23 protein-coding genes and 1 pseudogene are annotated in these 14,178 nt (G+C 61.8%); 13 read left to right on the forward strand and 11 right to left on the reverse strand.

The window, feature by feature from the left end:
- Nucleotides 1–100 precede the first annotated feature (100 nt).
- The gene (locus tag VF631_RS12215; protein ID WP_431850586.1) at nt 101–475 is read left to right on the forward strand and encodes a PilZ domain-containing protein; all 375 of its coding nucleotides are present in this window, start codon (nt 101–103) and stop codon (nt 473–475) included.
- A gap of 70 nt (nt 476–545) precedes the next feature.
- Nucleotides 546–692, forward strand: coding sequence for a hypothetical protein (locus VF631_RS12220; protein WP_431850587.1), 147 nt, complete (start codon nt 546–548; stop codon nt 690–692).
- Between the two features lie 15 nt (nt 693–707).
- Here VF631_RS12220 and VF631_RS12225 read toward each other — a convergent pair whose 3' ends face one another.
- Entirely contained in the window at nt 708–1,175 is a 468-nt protein-coding gene (locus VF631_RS12225) for a PilZ domain-containing protein (RefSeq protein WP_431850588.1), read from the reverse strand.
- Between the two features lie 149 nt (nt 1,176–1,324).
- Between VF631_RS12225 and VF631_RS12230 the strand changes: the two genes are divergently transcribed.
- Nucleotides 1,325–2,161, forward strand: a complete 837-nt coding sequence (locus VF631_RS12230) for an RNA ligase family protein (RefSeq protein WP_431850589.1) — start codon at nt 1,325–1,327, stop codon at nt 2,159–2,161.
- Nucleotides 2,162–2,239: 78 nt separating this feature from the next.
- On the forward strand, nt 2,240–2,530 hold the full coding sequence (locus VF631_RS12235) for a hypothetical protein (RefSeq protein WP_431850610.1): 291 nt from the start codon (nt 2,240–2,242) through the stop codon (nt 2,528–2,530).
- Nucleotides 2,531–2,736: 206 nt separating this feature from the next.
- Here VF631_RS12235 and VF631_RS12240 read toward each other — a convergent pair.
- From VF631_RS12240 to VF631_RS12275, 8 genes and pseudogenes are all read right to left on the reverse strand, one after another.
- Nucleotides 2,737–2,904, reverse strand: a pseudogene (locus VF631_RS12240) (DUF6961 family protein); the annotation flags it as partial.
- Nucleotides 2,905–2,914: 10 nt separating this feature from the next.
- Nucleotides 2,915–3,337, reverse strand: a complete 423-nt coding sequence (locus VF631_RS12245; protein WP_431850590.1) for a DUF3592 domain-containing protein — start codon at nt 3,335–3,337, stop codon at nt 2,915–2,917.
- Between the two features lie 25 nt (nt 3,338–3,362).
- The gene (locus VF631_RS12250) at nt 3,363–3,944 is read right to left on the reverse strand and encodes an SOS response-associated peptidase (RefSeq protein ID WP_431850591.1); all 582 of its coding nucleotides are present in this window, start codon (nt 3,942–3,944) and stop codon (nt 3,363–3,365) included.
- A 15-nt stretch (nt 3,945–3,959) separates the two neighbouring features.
- Nucleotides 3,960–4,583 (reverse strand): NYN domain-containing protein, encoded by a 624-nt coding sequence (locus VF631_RS12255; RefSeq protein ID WP_431850592.1) that lies wholly within the window; start codon nt 4,581–4,583, stop codon nt 3,960–3,962.
- Between the two features lie 248 nt (nt 4,584–4,831).
- The gene (locus VF631_RS12260) at nt 4,832–5,860 is read right to left on the reverse strand and encodes an HNH endonuclease (protein WP_431850593.1); all 1,029 of its coding nucleotides are present in this window, start codon (nt 5,858–5,860) and stop codon (nt 4,832–4,834) included.
- Nucleotides 5,861–6,655: 795 nt separating this feature from the next.
- Nucleotides 6,656–7,324, reverse strand: coding sequence for a hypothetical protein (locus VF631_RS12265; protein WP_431850594.1), 669 nt, complete (start codon nt 7,322–7,324; stop codon nt 6,656–6,658).
- Between the two features lie 512 nt (nt 7,325–7,836).
- Nucleotides 7,837–8,538, reverse strand: a complete 702-nt coding sequence (locus VF631_RS12270) for a hypothetical protein (RefSeq protein ID WP_431850595.1) — start codon at nt 8,536–8,538, stop codon at nt 7,837–7,839.
- Nucleotides 8,539–8,683: 145 nt separating this feature from the next.
- Entirely contained in the window at nt 8,684–8,911 is a 228-nt protein-coding gene (locus tag VF631_RS12275; RefSeq protein WP_431850596.1) for a helix-turn-helix domain-containing protein, read from the reverse strand.
- 150 nt (nt 8,912–9,061) lie between these two features.
- Here VF631_RS12275 and VF631_RS12280 point away from each other — a divergent pair, with 150 nt between their 5' ends.
- The 8 genes from VF631_RS12280 to VF631_RS12315 all read left to right on the forward strand — a co-directional run bounded on the left by VF631_RS12280 (nt 9,062) and on the right by VF631_RS12315 (nt 12,018).
- On the forward strand, nt 9,062–9,184 hold the full coding sequence (locus tag VF631_RS12280; protein WP_431850597.1) for a hypothetical protein: 123 nt from the start codon (nt 9,062–9,064) through the stop codon (nt 9,182–9,184).
- Nucleotides 9,185–9,189: 5 nt separating this feature from the next.
- Nucleotides 9,190–9,651, forward strand: coding sequence for a hypothetical protein (locus tag VF631_RS12285; protein ID WP_431850598.1), 462 nt, complete (start codon nt 9,190–9,192; stop codon nt 9,649–9,651).
- Between the two features lies 1 nt (nt 9,652).
- The gene (locus VF631_RS12290) at nt 9,653–10,105 is read left to right on the forward strand and encodes a hypothetical protein (RefSeq protein WP_431850599.1); all 453 of its coding nucleotides are present in this window, start codon (nt 9,653–9,655) and stop codon (nt 10,103–10,105) included.
- Nucleotides 10,102–10,767 (forward strand): recombinase family protein, encoded by a 666-nt coding sequence (locus tag VF631_RS12295; protein WP_431850600.1) that lies wholly within the window; start codon nt 10,102–10,104, stop codon nt 10,765–10,767. The genes VF631_RS12290 and VF631_RS12295 overlap by 4 nt, the downstream gene beginning before the upstream one ends.
- Nucleotides 10,768–10,779: 12 nt before the next feature.
- Nucleotides 10,780–11,040 carry a hypothetical protein gene (locus VF631_RS12300; protein WP_431850601.1) on the forward strand — a complete coding sequence of 87 codons (261 nt, stop codon included), beginning with the start codon at nt 10,780–10,782 and terminating at the stop codon, nt 11,038–11,040.
- A 6-nt stretch (nt 11,041–11,046) separates the two neighbouring features.
- Nucleotides 11,047–11,193: a DUF2256 domain-containing protein gene (locus VF631_RS12305; protein ID WP_431850602.1), complete on the forward strand. Its 147-nt coding sequence runs from the start codon at nt 11,047–11,049 to the stop codon at nt 11,191–11,193.
- Nucleotides 11,190–11,510 carry a hypothetical protein gene (locus VF631_RS12310; protein ID WP_431850603.1) on the forward strand — a complete coding sequence of 107 codons (321 nt, stop codon included), beginning with the start codon at nt 11,190–11,192 and terminating at the stop codon, nt 11,508–11,510. The genes VF631_RS12305 and VF631_RS12310 overlap by 4 nt, the downstream gene beginning before the upstream one ends.
- A gap of 358 nt (nt 11,511–11,868) precedes the next feature.
- A complete protein-coding gene (locus VF631_RS12315; RefSeq protein WP_431850604.1) occupies nt 11,869–12,018 on the forward strand; it encodes a hypothetical protein in 150 nt (49 codons plus the stop codon).
- 561 nt (nt 12,019–12,579) lie between these two features.
- On the opposite strand, the gene VF631_RS12320 is transcribed toward VF631_RS12315, so the two are convergent.
- Together VF631_RS12320 and VF631_RS12325 are read right to left on the reverse strand one after the other, a co-directional pair.
- The gene (locus VF631_RS12320) at nt 12,580–12,792 is read right to left on the reverse strand and encodes a hypothetical protein (RefSeq protein WP_431850605.1); all 213 of its coding nucleotides are present in this window, start codon (nt 12,790–12,792) and stop codon (nt 12,580–12,582) included.
- A gap of 123 nt (nt 12,793–12,915) precedes the next feature.
- Nucleotides 12,916–13,380 carry an RcnB family protein gene (locus VF631_RS12325; RefSeq protein WP_431850606.1) on the reverse strand — a complete coding sequence of 155 codons (465 nt, stop codon included), beginning with the start codon at nt 13,378–13,380 and terminating at the stop codon, nt 12,916–12,918.
- A gap of 311 nt (nt 13,381–13,691) precedes the next feature.
- Here VF631_RS12325 and VF631_RS12330 point away from each other — a divergent pair.
- Nucleotides 13,692–14,178 (forward strand): CHRD domain-containing protein (locus tag VF631_RS12330; RefSeq protein WP_431850607.1); only part of this gene is annotated, 487 nt, incomplete at its 3' end.

Raw genomic sequence — 14,178 nt, forward strand, 5'->3', positions numbered from 1 at the left:
TTCCTGCGGATATTGCGGGGATCGGGACATGGCTACACAATCAGAGCTAAGACTTGTCGGGCAGCGGCCCTTCACCAGGCGGAACCCGCGCGTTCGCGTAATGCTCTATGCAAAGCTGATTAGCACAACGGACGAGATCAATGTGACCATACGCGACGTATCGCTGGACGGCGCGCTTGTAGAGGGCCGACGCCTCCCCGCGGTCGGAAGAGACATCGTGCTGGAGCGCGGTACCTTCGAGGTGTTTGCTCGGGTAGTTTGGGGCAAAGAAAATATGTGCGGCCTTGAGTTTGACGGTCCGCTCGGCCGGCTTCAGGAGCTGCTCGAAGCCAGTGTTGGACGGCGTTGTGACGAAGCAACTCAAAAGGCGCTTTCCTGCCCCGTGTCGATCGCGCCAGTTCCTTTGACGGCTGCGGAGGCCAGGATAGCTGCCGAGTGGGGGCAACCAGAAGGGTGGCGGGCATCTCGGGACTAAGGTCCTGAATGCGACGATCTAATGTTTTCAGGACAGGGAGATCAGCGTAGCCCGCATTCAGGAGGACGCGATGGCTAAGCGACGATACGAAGTGACCGGAACCGATGATCTGGGCGACGAGCATATCTTCCGCACCGATGACCGCGAGAGGGCCGAGGGCGTTGCTGAGGTCATGCGCGAGGATCTGGAGACCGTGGAGATGATAGAGCTCGGCTGAGCAGACTAGGGGTGACTAGCCGAAGCGGGTGCGAAGACCTTCGACAACGGCCCTGGTTTCGCAATCTCGCGCAAGCGATAGTAGGCGCGCAGCATTGTCATGGCCCGACAGCCTCTCCGACAGCTGCCGGCATCTGACCGACAGTTCCTGCAGCTGAGCGACGCGCTTCTCGGAGGGATGGTTCATCCCTGATACCAGCTGACGAACAACCGCCACATTCAAGGAGGCGGCGAACTCTAGCCCCGCAAATTCGTCGTGACACCAGGCCACGCGAGCATACTGTGTTTCCAGCCCAGGTAGGCTCAGCCATATCCAAGAGCCCGATGTGAATGTGGCTAACGCTTCGATCCTGCAGCCATCTGTAGAGATGTCGAGCACGCGAGCCGGCGAGCGAGGCCGCCCGCGATCCCGCACGGACGCAGACAGGTCGCAGGCGAAACGGGGAGCCCTCCTCGACTCAACTTTTGGATCGTGCAGAGCCATGCGCGCCAGGTAGCGCAGCAAGGTTAATGGACGGTTTGTGATGATAGAAGCCTAGCGGGCTCAGATGATCGCGAGCACGTGGCGGAACCGATCGTGCTCCGCAGCGATTCGCCTCAGTGCTGAAATTCATTGAGCCGATGCATCCGACGTTGGCTCCCTCCGCTCCCGAGGGCGAAGACTGGATTCACGAGATCAAGTATGACGGCTACCGGACGCAGCTCGTCATCGACGAAACCGGCGTGCGGGCATTCACGCGCAACGGCTTTGACTGGTCCGACCGCTACCCAACTCTGTTGATCGCCGCGGGCGAGCTGAGATGCGCCAGTGCAATCATCGACGGCGAAGCGATCGTGCAGGACGAACAAGGTCGGTCTGACTTCGCGGCCTTTGCCGGCGCTATGACGGCCAGGCCCGAAGACATCGTTTTCATGGCCTTCGACCTGCTCCACATCGACGGCCGAGATGTCAGGCAGGAGCCCTTAACGGACAGGCGCGCTCGACTGCGCGACCTGATCGGGTGCCATGATCCTTCGTGCCGTCTGCAGTTCAGCGATGACGTTGCGAGCAGCGGACCCGAGCTGTTCCGCGCAGTCGAGGGGCTGCAGATGGAGGGGATTGTCTCAAAGCGCGCGTTCAGCCCATATCGCAGCGGCCGGTCGAAAGCTTGGCTCAAGGTAAAGTGCTTCGCTGAGGACGAGTTCACGGTGATCGGCTTCGAAACGGCGCAGGGAGGGCCGCCAGCGGCCCTCCTGGCACGAGAAGCCGACGAGGGGCTGTCCTACGCCGGCGCGGCAATGGTGACGCTCTCAGGGCCACAGCGGGAGCGCTTCTGGCGGACTGTGGAACGGACCAGGACGAATCGAGCTGCCGTGCCAGTTCGCCACAACCGGGGCCAGTGGGTCACGCCCGGGATGAGAGTGCGAGCTCGCTACCTGCGCGGAAGCGACAAACTACGGCACGCTACGCTCCTCGAAATACTGCCCTAACGCGCCGCCATGCAAATGTACCATGCGTTGATGGTCTTTGCGGCCGCGCTGCTATCGGCGTACGCATCCGCTGCCTTCGTGAGGAAGCTGAAGTCCGAGCTTCGCCGACCCACCTTCTGGCTGCTTCTTTTCGTCGCGGCCGCAGCAGGCAGCGGAACGTCCGCACTCTACGGCACAACGAGGCACGCGGGCACCGGACTGACCTCAAGCTATGGCTGGCCTAAGCCATTCTATTTCCAGTATGTGACGGAGACGGGGACTGGCAGCGATGGGCTGGAGGTCCTCTATTTCACGGGGAATACGCTGTTCTACGCCGCCGCTCTCCTGTTCGCTTGGACGGCTTTTCGGATCGCCAATCGTTCATCATAAGAACTGATCGGGCATACGGTAGGATTTGCGTCCTGGTGAGGCGGGCCCTTGGCCCGTCCCTCACTAAGCTGCGATCGAGAGCAGGCCGGCAACGACCTGTAGAGTTGCAAGCGCCCAAAACAGGACATAATCGAACATCGACAGCGGCTCGTCGACGGGCTGTGGAAACGGCATCGGTTTAAAGGGCCTGTCGGTCTGGCGAGAAGCTGCTCGATCCTATCGATGATCAACAGCCAGTTACGCACCCCATCCAGGTCCGACTCCTCCAGCAACTCATCCGCGCGCATCGCCGCAAAGATCGAAGCGTTCTCGCCATGCTGTCTGAGTTGCTCGTTAGCACAGGCCCAGAGCTCCCAGTCTGACAAGATCGTCACCAACCTATCCTCAGGCGATCATGACCATCGCAAGCCCCACGCCCGCGAAGAGGAGTCCCCCGATAGCGAGGATCAGGTAGGTTGGTCCCGGCAGCTTGGTCTCCAGCACCGCGTCTTCCGGCTTCTCCGGATTGTATCGTACGGCCTGCTCAGAGCCGGAGGGGTAGCGATCCGCGACCGCCCGAGCGCTTCGCTCGCTGCCGTACAGGTTGCCGAACCGTATGCGCTGCCCCTCATATTCGGAGCCGGCCGCCGAATAGCGGTAGACGACGACAGGCCGGTACGATGATCCTTCGGTCGTTCTCATCTCCTCCACCTGGGAGGAGATCACGTTGGCGAGCGTCGATGGCCACGCTGCAGATGCATTTGCCTTCTTCCGCGCCCGGCGGTGAGCCGATCTAAAGGCGAAGAAAAAGACCGACCCGAGCAACATGAATGCGAGGCCGACAATCGCCACACTATGCGACCGACATCAGCTGCGACGGGAAGGGCTGTGCCAGCTCGCACGCGCTCACATGATCGTCATCCAGCCAGCGGTCGTAATCCTCCGGATGCAGGATCACCGGCATGGCCTTGGGGTGAATAGGCGCCACTATCGGGTTCGGCTCGCACGTCAGAAACGCATAAGCCTTGCCCGTCTCCGTCGGACGCCACACGCCGGCAAAGGCGAAAATCGGCGATGCTGACAGGCTGAACCAGCGTTCGAGCTTCGAGCCTTTCTCACCCTCCCACTCGCAGAAGTCGGTCACCGGCACGAGGCAGCGCCGCTCTGGGTTCTTCAGCGCCGATCGCCAGAATGGTGAAGCGAGGTTGCGGACGTTGGTGACGGGCGCGCGGCTCGTTCCAGGCGGAGGAAAGCCCCAGGTCATGACATCGAGCTTGCGTTGCCCCGCTTCCTTGCGGACCACCCAACCGTCGCGCCGCGGAAATAGTTCAGGCGGAGGTAGGCGCTCCGGCTCCGGCATGATCAGGGCCGGGTCGATCCCGAAGCGAATAGCTACTTCGGCCTGCTTGGCGGTCATGCGGTAGCGGTTGCACATGCTTTGGCTGCGCTCTCAGGCCGGCGGATCATAAGGAGCCGGCCGCCGGACGACCTTTCCGGCCCCAACTTGCACCGTTCCGGGCAGCAGGCACTTCCCAAGCCGGCCGGGTGTCAGCTCTAGGGCAGGCTTGAGCACACGACACTTCCCGTATCGGCCAGGAGGCGCGGCCACGAACACCTCGCAATTCGCAGCGTTCGCCGCGATCATCCGAATGGCCGGAGCGAGATCGGTATCTGCCGTGATCGCTATCAGACGCTCAGCTTCGCCCTTCAGGGCATCGGCGACCATGTGTACCGCGACCTGAACGTCAGTCTCCTTTTCCTCATGCCCTATCCAACGAGCACCACACGAGAAACATTTCCGGGGTTTCTCCTTGAAGTTCGCCATGTGAGCGACAGCGCCGCGCGAGATTAAGGCCTCTACATACTCGCGATGCCGAGCGAACCGATCCGGCATCCAAGTAGCGTAAGCGGAGAAGTATTTGACGGACTTAAGAGTCTCATCTTTGCGCAGCAACCCCTCAGCCACGGCTCGAAGGTCGAGCCATTTCAGGTGCGGCTTCTTGAGATCGTCAATCGAGTGATAGAGGTTGAACCCATCGATGTAGACGATAACTCGGCGCATGCTCGCGGCCATATACGACAAAGGCCGGAGCGGTGAAGCCCCGGCCTGTCTAACGGGACATGCCCGCTAGGATGATGCTAGTCATGTAGCGATTCGCCGCTTCAATCCAATACCCCTCTATGGGGGGAGTCATTGAATTTCGGTGAAGTGGCGCAGGACGGAGACGATCGGCTTGGCGGCAATCACTCGCCGTAGCCGGCGGCAGAGCGGTTCCTTACAAAGCGGTCTGCTTGCTGTCCGGAACGACTACAGAGAGGACCTCACTCCGCAATGTTAGCCTGCAATCGCCCAATCGCACCGGTGAACCGCCCATCAAACCCGGCCGGCAGGTCGAGCTTCAATTTCAGATCATAAGCACCAGGCCTGATGTGTCCCGCGAAGTTGTCTATCATGTAGCGCGGTACTTTTGCTGCTTCGTCCAACATACCTCCCGCTTCGTTGAGCACCGCGTGCACCTCGCCGAACGGCTCTGGAAGAGACGTGAATCTGCCCCGCTCCTCCCATTGCAAGGCGCTTCGGCAAAACTCCGCGAAGAGATCGCACACATGCACAATCTGGGTCTCTGACCCGGCTTGCCCGACCGGCCCCCACGCCTTGTTGAACTCGTCATTGACTAAGGCAGAAAATGCTTTGGCCAACTGCTGCGCCTCGGCAAGCCGGACCTTCACCCAACGTATCGCGTCGGTGTTTGTGTGGACCATCTCGGTTGGCAGAATGTAGAGGCCAGCCTTGAACGCCTCCCATCTCTGCAGCACCGGCTCACAGCCGGAGCGTAGCAACTCAGCTGTCAGCTTGAATTCCCAAGCGTCTGGCTTTTCCAAAATGATCTGCTCCGCCAGGTAAGTGAGCCTGCCGAGTTCCTCTAATTTTCGTTGCACGTACCGCTCCCGGATCAATGCGCCCGCTTTCCCCACATTCGTCGCGATCAGATTGTCGTGAGCCCGTTTCCACTCGAACAGGAGTCCGGCAGGAAACCTGTCTTCGTCATCGTCCACTAGCTTGTGGCAGACCCCACAAAGCCAGATGCCATTCGTGACGTCGCTGCGCTCCGCAGAGGACATCTCGGGGCGGTGCCGGGCCGACTGGGGGTTCGCGCCGTAGATGTGCGCCGCTTCACCGACGCTGACCGAAGATTGGGGATTCTTCGCGGCTCCGGTCGTCATGGCCAGGCAGTCGGGATTGGAGCAGACGTAGCCCGCTCGCTTTCCAATCAAGGCAACGGTCTTCACTCTGAACCGATTGGGGTCGGCCGGCATCAGCAGCGCCGACCACGCCAGTACCGCTCCCACCGCAGGGCATAGCCGCCCCTCGCAATAGCGCGGCTCATCCGGGATTTGGGGCAGAATTAGCGAGCAGGCCGCGCTCCTCGAACCGAGCTAAGCAAGTTGGGTCCGTTACGCGACCCGCTCGCTCCCTGTTCGCCTCGTCGGACGCTGCCGAGCATGCACGATATGGTGTCATGTCGCGGTCGCACCAGGCACATTGGCTGAGCGAGCTAACACTCGAAGCTACCGCGTCGGGCGCCTTAGCTGTACCTGCTCTCTCCATACGATCGGCCAGTTCACCGACCGAGAGGAGGATGATCCCCGCGAGGAACGAAGTGCAGCCGGCGAGGAACAACAGCTCTTGGAATTGCAGCGCGCCCAAGTTGTAGACCTGAGATGGCGCCCCGTACTCGCTACCACCTGCGGACACAGTAGGCTCGTACAGCATCGCGCCCCCCGCAAGGAGGGCACCCAAGACCGTTAGCGCGGTACCAGCACCTTTCACCCTCAACTCCTGTCCAAGCAACGACGCGGACTGCGGTCTGACCCGAGTAGCTATCCCTCGACAGATAGCCGGGGCAAGCCCAACCTCCTGTAATCTGGGGGTGAGTCGTCATGAAGATCGCAGTCACGCTGAGCGCCCTTGCCATGCTCTTGACTGGGGCGGCGACCATCAGCCCGTGCTCATCAGCCGCGTTCGCCGCCTCAGTCGGGTACTCCTGCTGCAAGACGTGCAAGGCCGGCAAAGCATGCGGGGATAGCTGCATTTCCCGCGATAAGGAGTGCCACAAGGGCAAGGGTTGCGCCTGCGACGGATGATCAGGCCGAGCTTCCGTCACGCTTAAACCACACGTTGAAGACCTCTCCGTCCGGGCCGTTGCACGTCACGAAGTAAACAGGATCGCTGACGCTGCCGCGGTTGCGAGACCTTGCCAGCGTGCCCGGATCGACGGTTTTGCACTGCTGGTTCTCACGGACGACCTGGTTCACGGCAGCCGTAAGCTCCGCCTTGTGCGCCCGAGTGTCTTCCTCCCAATAGAAGTCGGCTTCGACGTATTTCCGCTCACCCGAGCTGTCTTCGCCAATGGACCGCACGGATGACACGGGAACCCATCCACGCCGGCCAGCGAGCCATTCCGGCTCGATCATCTCGACTTCCGCCCATTTACCCTTTCGGCAGACCTCCAGGAGCTTCGTAGTATTGTCCGCAGTTTGAAATTGCGTCTCACCCATAACCTCCGTGGCCTTCTCGTTGACGAGCTTGGCTGCGGTGGGCGACGGGCCGGACCGAAGATCCACCGAATCCCGCACCGATACGATGGTGCCGCTCGCCACACCCCGTGGATCAGAGCACCCCGAAGCAGCCGGCGTGATGGTAGGCGACCCGTCGGAAGAGCTTGGCTCGACAGCGTTCTCGATTGCGGCATTAGGCTGTTCGCACCCAACAATGGCCGTGAGGGTGAGCATCGTAATCAGGCTGCGTGGCATAGGCACCCTCCCGTCGGCGACCCAGGCTAACTCAGCACTGGTGGTCGCGCCAGTACCGCCCCCACCGCAACGCATAACCTCCCCGGATCATCGCGCAGCTTAAGTCCCCGCCCTTAGCCGATCGACACCATGAACCAACTCGCCCCCGCCCCGCTGAGCCGTTGCTGACGCAGGAGAGTGGTGTGCCGCCGACAACCACGTGCCCCGTTTCTATCGGCCCCAGACCGCCACCCAGGAGCCGCACGAGGGCATCTCGGGATGCTAAGGCGCCGACAGTCGGACAGGGATGGCCGGGATTGCAGCCAGCGTCCTGCATGCGCCGGCCGTCCCAGCGGACTTCCCGCGTAGCAATGCCAGCGACACGGACCTTGAGCCCGTTCGAGCACGTGAAGCTATCGCCATCCCAGACCATCACGGGCTTACAGGTGAAGGACGCACCGGCAGCGAATGAGGCGAGCAGTAGGATCAGAGCATTCGAGCCAGGATCAGGAACGCCGCCGGGCCACTAAACCTCATTTGGGCACGTACTGCTCGGTGTCCTTCCGCATGCCGGCCGTCGTCCCGGTCACGCTGCAGTTCTGACCGCTTGTGCTGTTGGTGAAACAGAGGAAGTTGCGCTCCATCTGCCGAGTTGTGGTGGCTGTTCGAAAATCGGTGCAGGTCTCGAATTGGGCGCGGACGCTGTATACCGGCTTTCTCAGATCGGGCTTATACTGAACCCGGTCGATTATGTCCGCCTTCCTACCCGGGCTAACGCGGAAAGACTGGAACCGCACCGTAACTGCGCCGTCCAGACCGGCCGGCGGGTCCTTCTCAAATGCGCGGCGGATTACACCACGAAGGGTACCCTCAAGCCCTGCTTTCTCAGGTTCCGATGCGAAGCAGCCTCCTGCTGTGGTGCGCTGGACTGTGGCTTTGCCAGTGCTGCCACGACCTTGCGGGGTTGGCGGCGCGTTCGCCCCGGCCGCGGTAGCGGGGCATGGAGCAGCCGTAACACCGCCGTGGTACTGGTCGGGCAAGATTCCCCCGGTCAGATCGAGGCGGATCCTGTAGCCGTTCTGGGTCGTGCCAATGATGACCCCCTTACTCCCGTATCCCGTAACAATGCAGGTGCCGACCGCCAGACCCGGCTCCAATGCAGACGCCGGCTGCTCAAGGCCTAGACCCGAAGTTACGATCGCCGCAGTGGCAGTCAGGCTCGCGAACCTTCGCATCGAGTTCCCCTCAAGATTGTCCGCGACCGACAAATGCCGCCCTGAACCAGCGCTGACGGCTGGCCGCGTTCAGCAGCCATCATGCATCAGTTCCGATGGCTCTGCTAACGCGAAGTTCAGCAAAGCGATCGGCCGCCGATCCGGATCACTCGCCCCGAGGCGGGATGACGCCACCGGCCAGCTTTCCGTTGTCGAGAAACAGAATACCCGCACATTCGAGAGCGCGGCGCATAGCCTGCACAGACTCTGGCTGAACCGCCTCGCCCAGCTCAAAGCGCGCAACTGTCCGAGCCCCCACTCCAGCGGAGCGCGCCAGATCAGCAGCGCTCCAGCCGAGGCCGGCGCGGGCCATCCTAGATTGTGTGGGGTTCATTCTGGCAAATATATCGCCACGGCACACTTGACGCAAGCTACACGCACTGGCAGATATACTGCCACTTGGCGGACACCGCTAAGCGGCCCGGCCGAGGGACTGGTACTCCCAAGACCGAGCCTACCACCACCGTCTTGTTGGAGACAGGCAATGGCTTCTCGTATTCTATCCCGCATTACCGCCCGCGTCGATTGGCCTACGCTGATCCCCACGCTTTCGCCGTTCGCCGCCTATGCTGCGATCATGCTCCTCGTCCTCGCATTCGGGGAGTGATCGGCATGAACACTCAACTCCCTCGCCGCGCCACGATGACCGGCATTGCCCTTGCCGGTGCAACCTCGCGTGCCCCTATCGCGATTGCATCGATCGCCAAGCCAAGGGCCGACGCCGACATTTTGAGAACATGGGACCATCGCCAATGCGCCCTTGCCGAGATCGAGGCGCGCGGCGACTACTTCGACGCCGAACAGGAGTCCCCCACTCAAGCCGCTATCTACGATCAGGCGGACGAGCAGATCGCCAGAGCAACGGCCACCACCCTGCGCGGGTTGCTCGCTCAGGCGTGGGTTGCGCTCAGCTATGTGCAGGACAGCTTCTCGGAGGTAAACCGCCGCCAGAACGCCCTGATCCGCCGCGCCGACTATGACGGCCTGATTGCGGAGGGCGAATACCTCGATTGGGAAGTGCAGACGCAGCTTGCCGTAATCCGGTCGCTCCGCAACATGACCGGGGAGGGCTAACATGGCAACGAGAGCCACAGAGCCCGCCACGCTGGACTTCGTGCTGAGCGCCATCCCCTCGCTTCCACGGCCCGTTCTGGCGAGGCTAACGGCCCGTCTGATCGACCGCCTGGACGAGATGGAGCCGAATTCCGACCTAGAGGCCGATGACGAGGACGAAAGCGTGGAGGACGATCCACGCGGCTTCGACCCTGAGCAAGACTTCGGAGCCGATGATGTGGGGGAGGACTGCCAAGGCGGTGACGTGTGTGACGACACCCGACCGATCGCCGACGTGCAGGTCTATCGCGAGCATCGAGCCCGGCTTCGTCGGGAACGCTGCTACAAGCTTCGGAGGGTAGCGGTTGGCCCAGACGGGTACATTGCGCGACGCCTCTGGATCGAGCCGAACGTGCCGAGCAAGCGCAACATTCTGCGCCGCAAGCGCGGCGTGCCCAAAAGCCCACGAGCATGACCCGCTTCATCGCCTACTACCGTGTGTCCACTTCAGGTCAGGGCCGCTCCGGCCTTGGCTTGGAGGCACAGCGCCAGGCGGTCCATGCCTTCATCGGGTCAGCCCCAGGCCACGAGTTTACCGAGGTGGAGAGCGGGAAGCGGTCCGATCGGCCGGAGCTTCTGAAGGCGCTGGACTTGGCGGAGCTTACCGGCTCCGCCTTGATCGTAGCCAAGCTGGACCGGCTCTCGCGAGATGTGGAGTTCCTGTCTCGGCTCCAGAAGGCACCAGTGAAAATCATCTTCGCCGACATGCCCTTCGCCGACGCCTTCATGATCGGGATCATGGCCCAGGTGGCGCAGTGGGAGCGCGAGCAGATAAGCAAGCGCACCAAGGCTGCCCTGCAGGTCGCTAAGGAGCGTGGGAGGGCGCTGGGCGGCGATCGAGGCAACCTTGCTTCGCAATCGGCAGAGGCATGCAGCATCAGCGCCGCGCGCCGCTCTAGGACATCCCACGAGCGCGCGCGGAAGGTACTGCCTCACGTCCATCAGGCTCGAGCAGAGGGCTTTCGAACCTACAAGGCCATTGCGGGTTACCTGAATCGCCGCGGGATCACGACCAGTCGAGGCCTGCGATGGAGCGCAGCACAGGTGCAGAGGTTATCGACGGTACAGGTGGTGTAGAGGAGAAACGTAGTGCGAATCCCAATCGCGTTGGGCGTGCTGATGCTGTCAGCGTGCAATGTAGAGAGCGACGCCGCCAACGAGCGCGTGACGGTCGAGTACAATAAACAGGAGATCAGGGAGAAGGCGCGCGCCGCTGGTCGGACTGCCAGGGAGGTAGCGTCTGGCGTAGGGAACGTCGCTGCCAGCACCGGGCGAGCCATCAAGAACGAGGTCGGTGATGTCGATGTCGACGTGAATGTCAGTCGCACCAAGCCCACTGAGACGAAGTGAACGGTCGTGGCGCACAAGAAGCTGACCCTGCCCCAGAAGGAGTGCGTCAGCTGTCACCGACCCTTCGTGTGGCGCAAGAAATGGGCACGCGATTGGGAGCAGGTTAAGTACTGCTCCGATCGCTGCCGTGCCACCGGACCAACGCCCAAATGAGCAGATGCCCTCCGCACACGCCAGATGGCAGGTACTTCGTCGTGATCGGCAAGGCCGGCCCACGTCTCTGGCGTGCCGCCAATCCAGAGCTTGCAGCTGAGGAGAGGGAGAAGCAGGTCAGCGAGTTGATGAGTGCACGCCGAGCAGTGCGCGAGGCCACCGGCGACTCAGATTTGGCTGCTGCCCGAACACGGGTCAATTCCGCCAAGATCGCGCTCGGCGAGCGCGGCCCGGTATGGTGGACGGACGGCGCACCCGACTTGAACCGGCGACTGGTCCAAGGCACCTGTTACGCCGACTGGTGGGCGAGAAGGTGATCGGGCAACAGCGCATCGTCGTCGATAAATACCGGGAGTGCTCAGATCAGCTGAGTGACCGGGCCAATCGCGGCCGAGATGAAGACGGTGCTGGTCAGCAGCGCGGCGAACACGGAAGCGATAACCTGCTGGGCAGAAGCGGAATTGAAGGTCATTGACGGTCTCCCTGAACTTGCCACCTGTTCATCAGGAGGCTTGCCCAGACCTTTGCAGCAAGCGTGCCAAATTCCGTGCGGCCTAGAAAACCGCCGTTTCCGTTCTCCCGCCTTGCCAACGGCTGCTTCAAGCAGCGTTAGGTATGGGCTAAGAAGCCAACAATTGGCGATTTGCGCAGCCCTTCGAGCCAGGAGCGTGACCTATGTCGATTGATGACACCATCATCGAAACGCCGGATGGTCCGATGACATGGGCAGAGTGGAAGAAGAAGAACCCGGTCCAGATCCCGTCCCGCCGCACCAAGGGTAAGAAGTTGCCGATGAAGGTGAAGCGCTTCACCTCTGAAAAATAGCCATCCTCAACAGCCCGCCCTTAGCCGACCCTAGCCTTCCTAATCACGCCATGCCGCGAACCAGGAGATAGTTTTGACAGACCAGACCGGGTCAGAGTGGCAGCCGGCTTACCCTTATTGGTTTGCCTCCGTGTACACCTGGACAGCGGCAGGTGGTCTGGCGGCATCGCTGCTGACGCCGCTGGTTTCAGGCTCGGCCACAGGCTGGGGGCTAAACTCCGCGATAGCGCTTCTGAAGGCTGAAGGCGCTACAGGCCCAGGACTTATGCTTGGGCTGACACTTGGCAACCTGCTCCTAAGCACTATCCCAGGTCTACTCAGTCTCTTCCTGGTAGCCGTAGCCGACACGCGTCTTGAGCTGCATCCCGTCATCGGAGGCCTCTTCTGCGGTGTTTGGGCGGGCTGGATAATGCAGTCACCCACCGGGGCGGCGTTCGGCTTCATCTTTGGCGGTGTGAGCCTCGGCGGAACAGCAGCGATGCTGGCGCTCAATAAGCACTTGCGCGGGAGGGCCTGAACACCGCGAGTAACTCGTCACATTAGCGGCAACCAACGTTGTGGCTAATGTGATGGCGGCGACGGCGAGTCTAGGCCCCGGATCAGGTCTTCAAGGTCCGTGATCTCCAGGCCGGTCATGGTGTTGACCAAAGTGATGTGCTGGAAATGGGCATCTCGGAGTTCCGCTGCCTTCCGAAGCGCTGCGTCGAGTGTGAGCGGGTCTTGGAAGCTCACGGGGCCGCTCTGATTGATCGCCCGAATAACGTAGCGGGCCATGCCATCTCCTGTCCTCGTCCGGCGAATACGCGCGAGCGCACGTTCGGTTCAACAGGTGACTGGTCTGGGAGCTCATTCCAAAAATGAAGTGGCCCGCCTCCATCGCCGGGCCACCTCATCCAGTTACCAGTAGCGATTCCTGATGACCTGCAGGACGCGTCCGTTGCGGACGTTCACGAGCAACAGGTCATCGCCGTAGCGAATCCACTGCTGGTTCCTTGCGCCGGCACGCAGGCGATACTGGCTTGGGTTGGTAATCACGTAACGCTGGCTGTAGAAGCTCGGACGGAGCTGATAGCCGGGGCGCACCGTGCTGTAACGCCAGTCGCGGTAAGGCGCTACGTACTGGGTACGGCGGCGATCGCGCCGATCCTGGCGATCCTCACGCAGTTCCTGACGAGCATCGCGCAGATCCTCGCGCTCCTCACGGATGTCGTTGCGGTCACCACGGCGGCGGGCCTCTTCGAGCTCCCGGCGCTCTTCCTGGACCTCCTGGCGATCACGCCTGATCTCGCCGCGTGACTGAGCAGTGGCAGCCGTAGGGGCCGCAACGGCGGCCATGAGGCTGAGTAGAATAAGCTTACGCATGGTGTTCTCCTTTGCGGCCCACTGTTCGAGAGGCCGTTGAGAACGTCGTACGACTGAGCCGATGAACGGATTAGAGCCGGCGCTGTCAGGAGAGCGAAAGGTGGCAGCGCCAGTCTAGCTGGCCAGCCAGAGCACAGACGCCAGCACGAACATGGCCCAGCGCCCTTAAGGTTTACCGAGCACGTCTGCCAATGTCCGCTTCCACCCAAAGCAGACGTTAGGCCCGGCTGCGCCTCGGGAGGGATGATGCGGCGCTTTACATCGCCCCCTGGCCCGCCCAGTCTCGCCCTAGCACCCGGGGGTTAATCCGCATGTCCAGAGTCTTTTCATTAATCCTGCTCACGATCGCGGGCGTAGTCAGTGCCGCACCGGCGCAGGCTGAGACACTTACCTTCAATGTCGCGCTGGACGGCAAATATGGGTCGGGGCCGACTGGCTCCGCCGCCACCGGGATGGCGCAGATCACGGTCGATACGGAGCGTCGCACGATCTCGCTCGACCTGACCGTGGATGGCATCACTCCCGACGCCTTGTGGGACAAGCTCGTGGCGGCGCCAATCGGTCCTGTTCACCTGCACAAATATGCCACCGCCGCCGGCGGGGATTCGGTGCTGGTTGTGCCCTTTCCCTTCGGCCCGGAATACAAAGCGACCGGAAACGGCATGCGTCTGACGGCAAAGGATCGTGATTATGCCGCCGGCGCGGCGCTCCTGCGATCTGGCCTGTCGTTTGAGGACTTCGTCGCGGCGATGCGCGGCGGTCTCATCGTGCTCAACATCCACACCGATGCCTTTAACC

Origin of the sequence: Allosphingosinicella sp., from assembly GCF_036387615.1 — a bacterium.
GTDB lineage: Bacteria > Pseudomonadota > Alphaproteobacteria > Sphingomonadales > Sphingomonadaceae > Allosphingosinicella.

Excerpts from the sequence above, each read along its gene's own strand:
- VF631_RS12215 (WP_431850586.1), top strand. The coding sequence starts at position 101 with ATGCTCTATGCAAAGCTGATTAGCACAACGGACGAGATCAATGTGACC.
- VF631_RS12220 (WP_431850587.1), top strand. The coding sequence starts at position 546 with ATGGCTAAGCGACGATACGAAGTGACCGGAACCGATGATCTGGGCGAC.
- VF631_RS12225 (WP_431850588.1), bottom strand. The coding sequence starts at position 1,175 with ATGGCTCTGCACGATCCAAAAGTTGAGTCGAGGAGGGCTCCCCGTTTC.
- VF631_RS12245 (WP_431850590.1), bottom strand. The coding sequence starts at position 3,337 with ATGTTGCTCGGGTCGGTCTTTTTCTTCGCCTTTAGATCGGCTCACCGC.
- VF631_RS12250 (WP_431850591.1), bottom strand. The coding sequence starts at position 3,944 with ATGTGCAACCGCTACCGCATGACCGCCAAGCAGGCCGAAGTAGCTATT.
- VF631_RS12255 (WP_431850592.1), bottom strand. The coding sequence starts at position 4,583 with ATGGCCGCGAGCATGCGCCGAGTTATCGTCTACATCGATGGGTTCAAC.
- VF631_RS12265 (WP_431850594.1), bottom strand. The coding sequence starts at position 7,324 with ATGCCACGCAGCCTGATTACGATGCTCACCCTCACGGCCATTGTTGGG.
- VF631_RS12270 (WP_431850595.1), bottom strand. The coding sequence starts at position 8,538 with ATGCGAAGGTTCGCGAGCCTGACTGCCACTGCGGCGATCGTAACTTCG.
- VF631_RS12275 (WP_431850596.1), bottom strand. The coding sequence starts at position 8,911 with ATGAACCCCACACAATCTAGGATGGCCCGCGCCGGCCTCGGCTGGAGC.
- VF631_RS12280 (WP_431850597.1), top strand. The coding sequence starts at position 9,062 with ATGGCTTCTCGTATTCTATCCCGCATTACCGCCCGCGTCGATTGGCCT.
- VF631_RS12285 (WP_431850598.1), top strand. The coding sequence starts at position 9,190 with ATGAACACTCAACTCCCTCGCCGCGCCACGATGACCGGCATTGCCCTT.
- VF631_RS12290 (WP_431850599.1), top strand. The coding sequence starts at position 9,653 with ATGGCAACGAGAGCCACAGAGCCCGCCACGCTGGACTTCGTGCTGAGC.
- VF631_RS12295 (WP_431850600.1), top strand. The coding sequence starts at position 10,102 with ATGACCCGCTTCATCGCCTACTACCGTGTGTCCACTTCAGGTCAGGGC.
- VF631_RS12310 (WP_431850603.1), top strand. The coding sequence starts at position 11,190 with ATGAGCAGATGCCCTCCGCACACGCCAGATGGCAGGTACTTCGTCGTG.
- VF631_RS12315 (WP_431850604.1), top strand. The coding sequence starts at position 11,869 with ATGTCGATTGATGACACCATCATCGAAACGCCGGATGGTCCGATGACA.
- VF631_RS12320 (WP_431850605.1), bottom strand. The coding sequence starts at position 12,792 with ATGGCCCGCTACGTTATTCGGGCGATCAATCAGAGCGGCCCCGTGAGC.
- VF631_RS12325 (WP_431850606.1), bottom strand. The coding sequence starts at position 13,380 with ATGCGTAAGCTTATTCTACTCAGCCTCATGGCCGCCGTTGCGGCCCCT.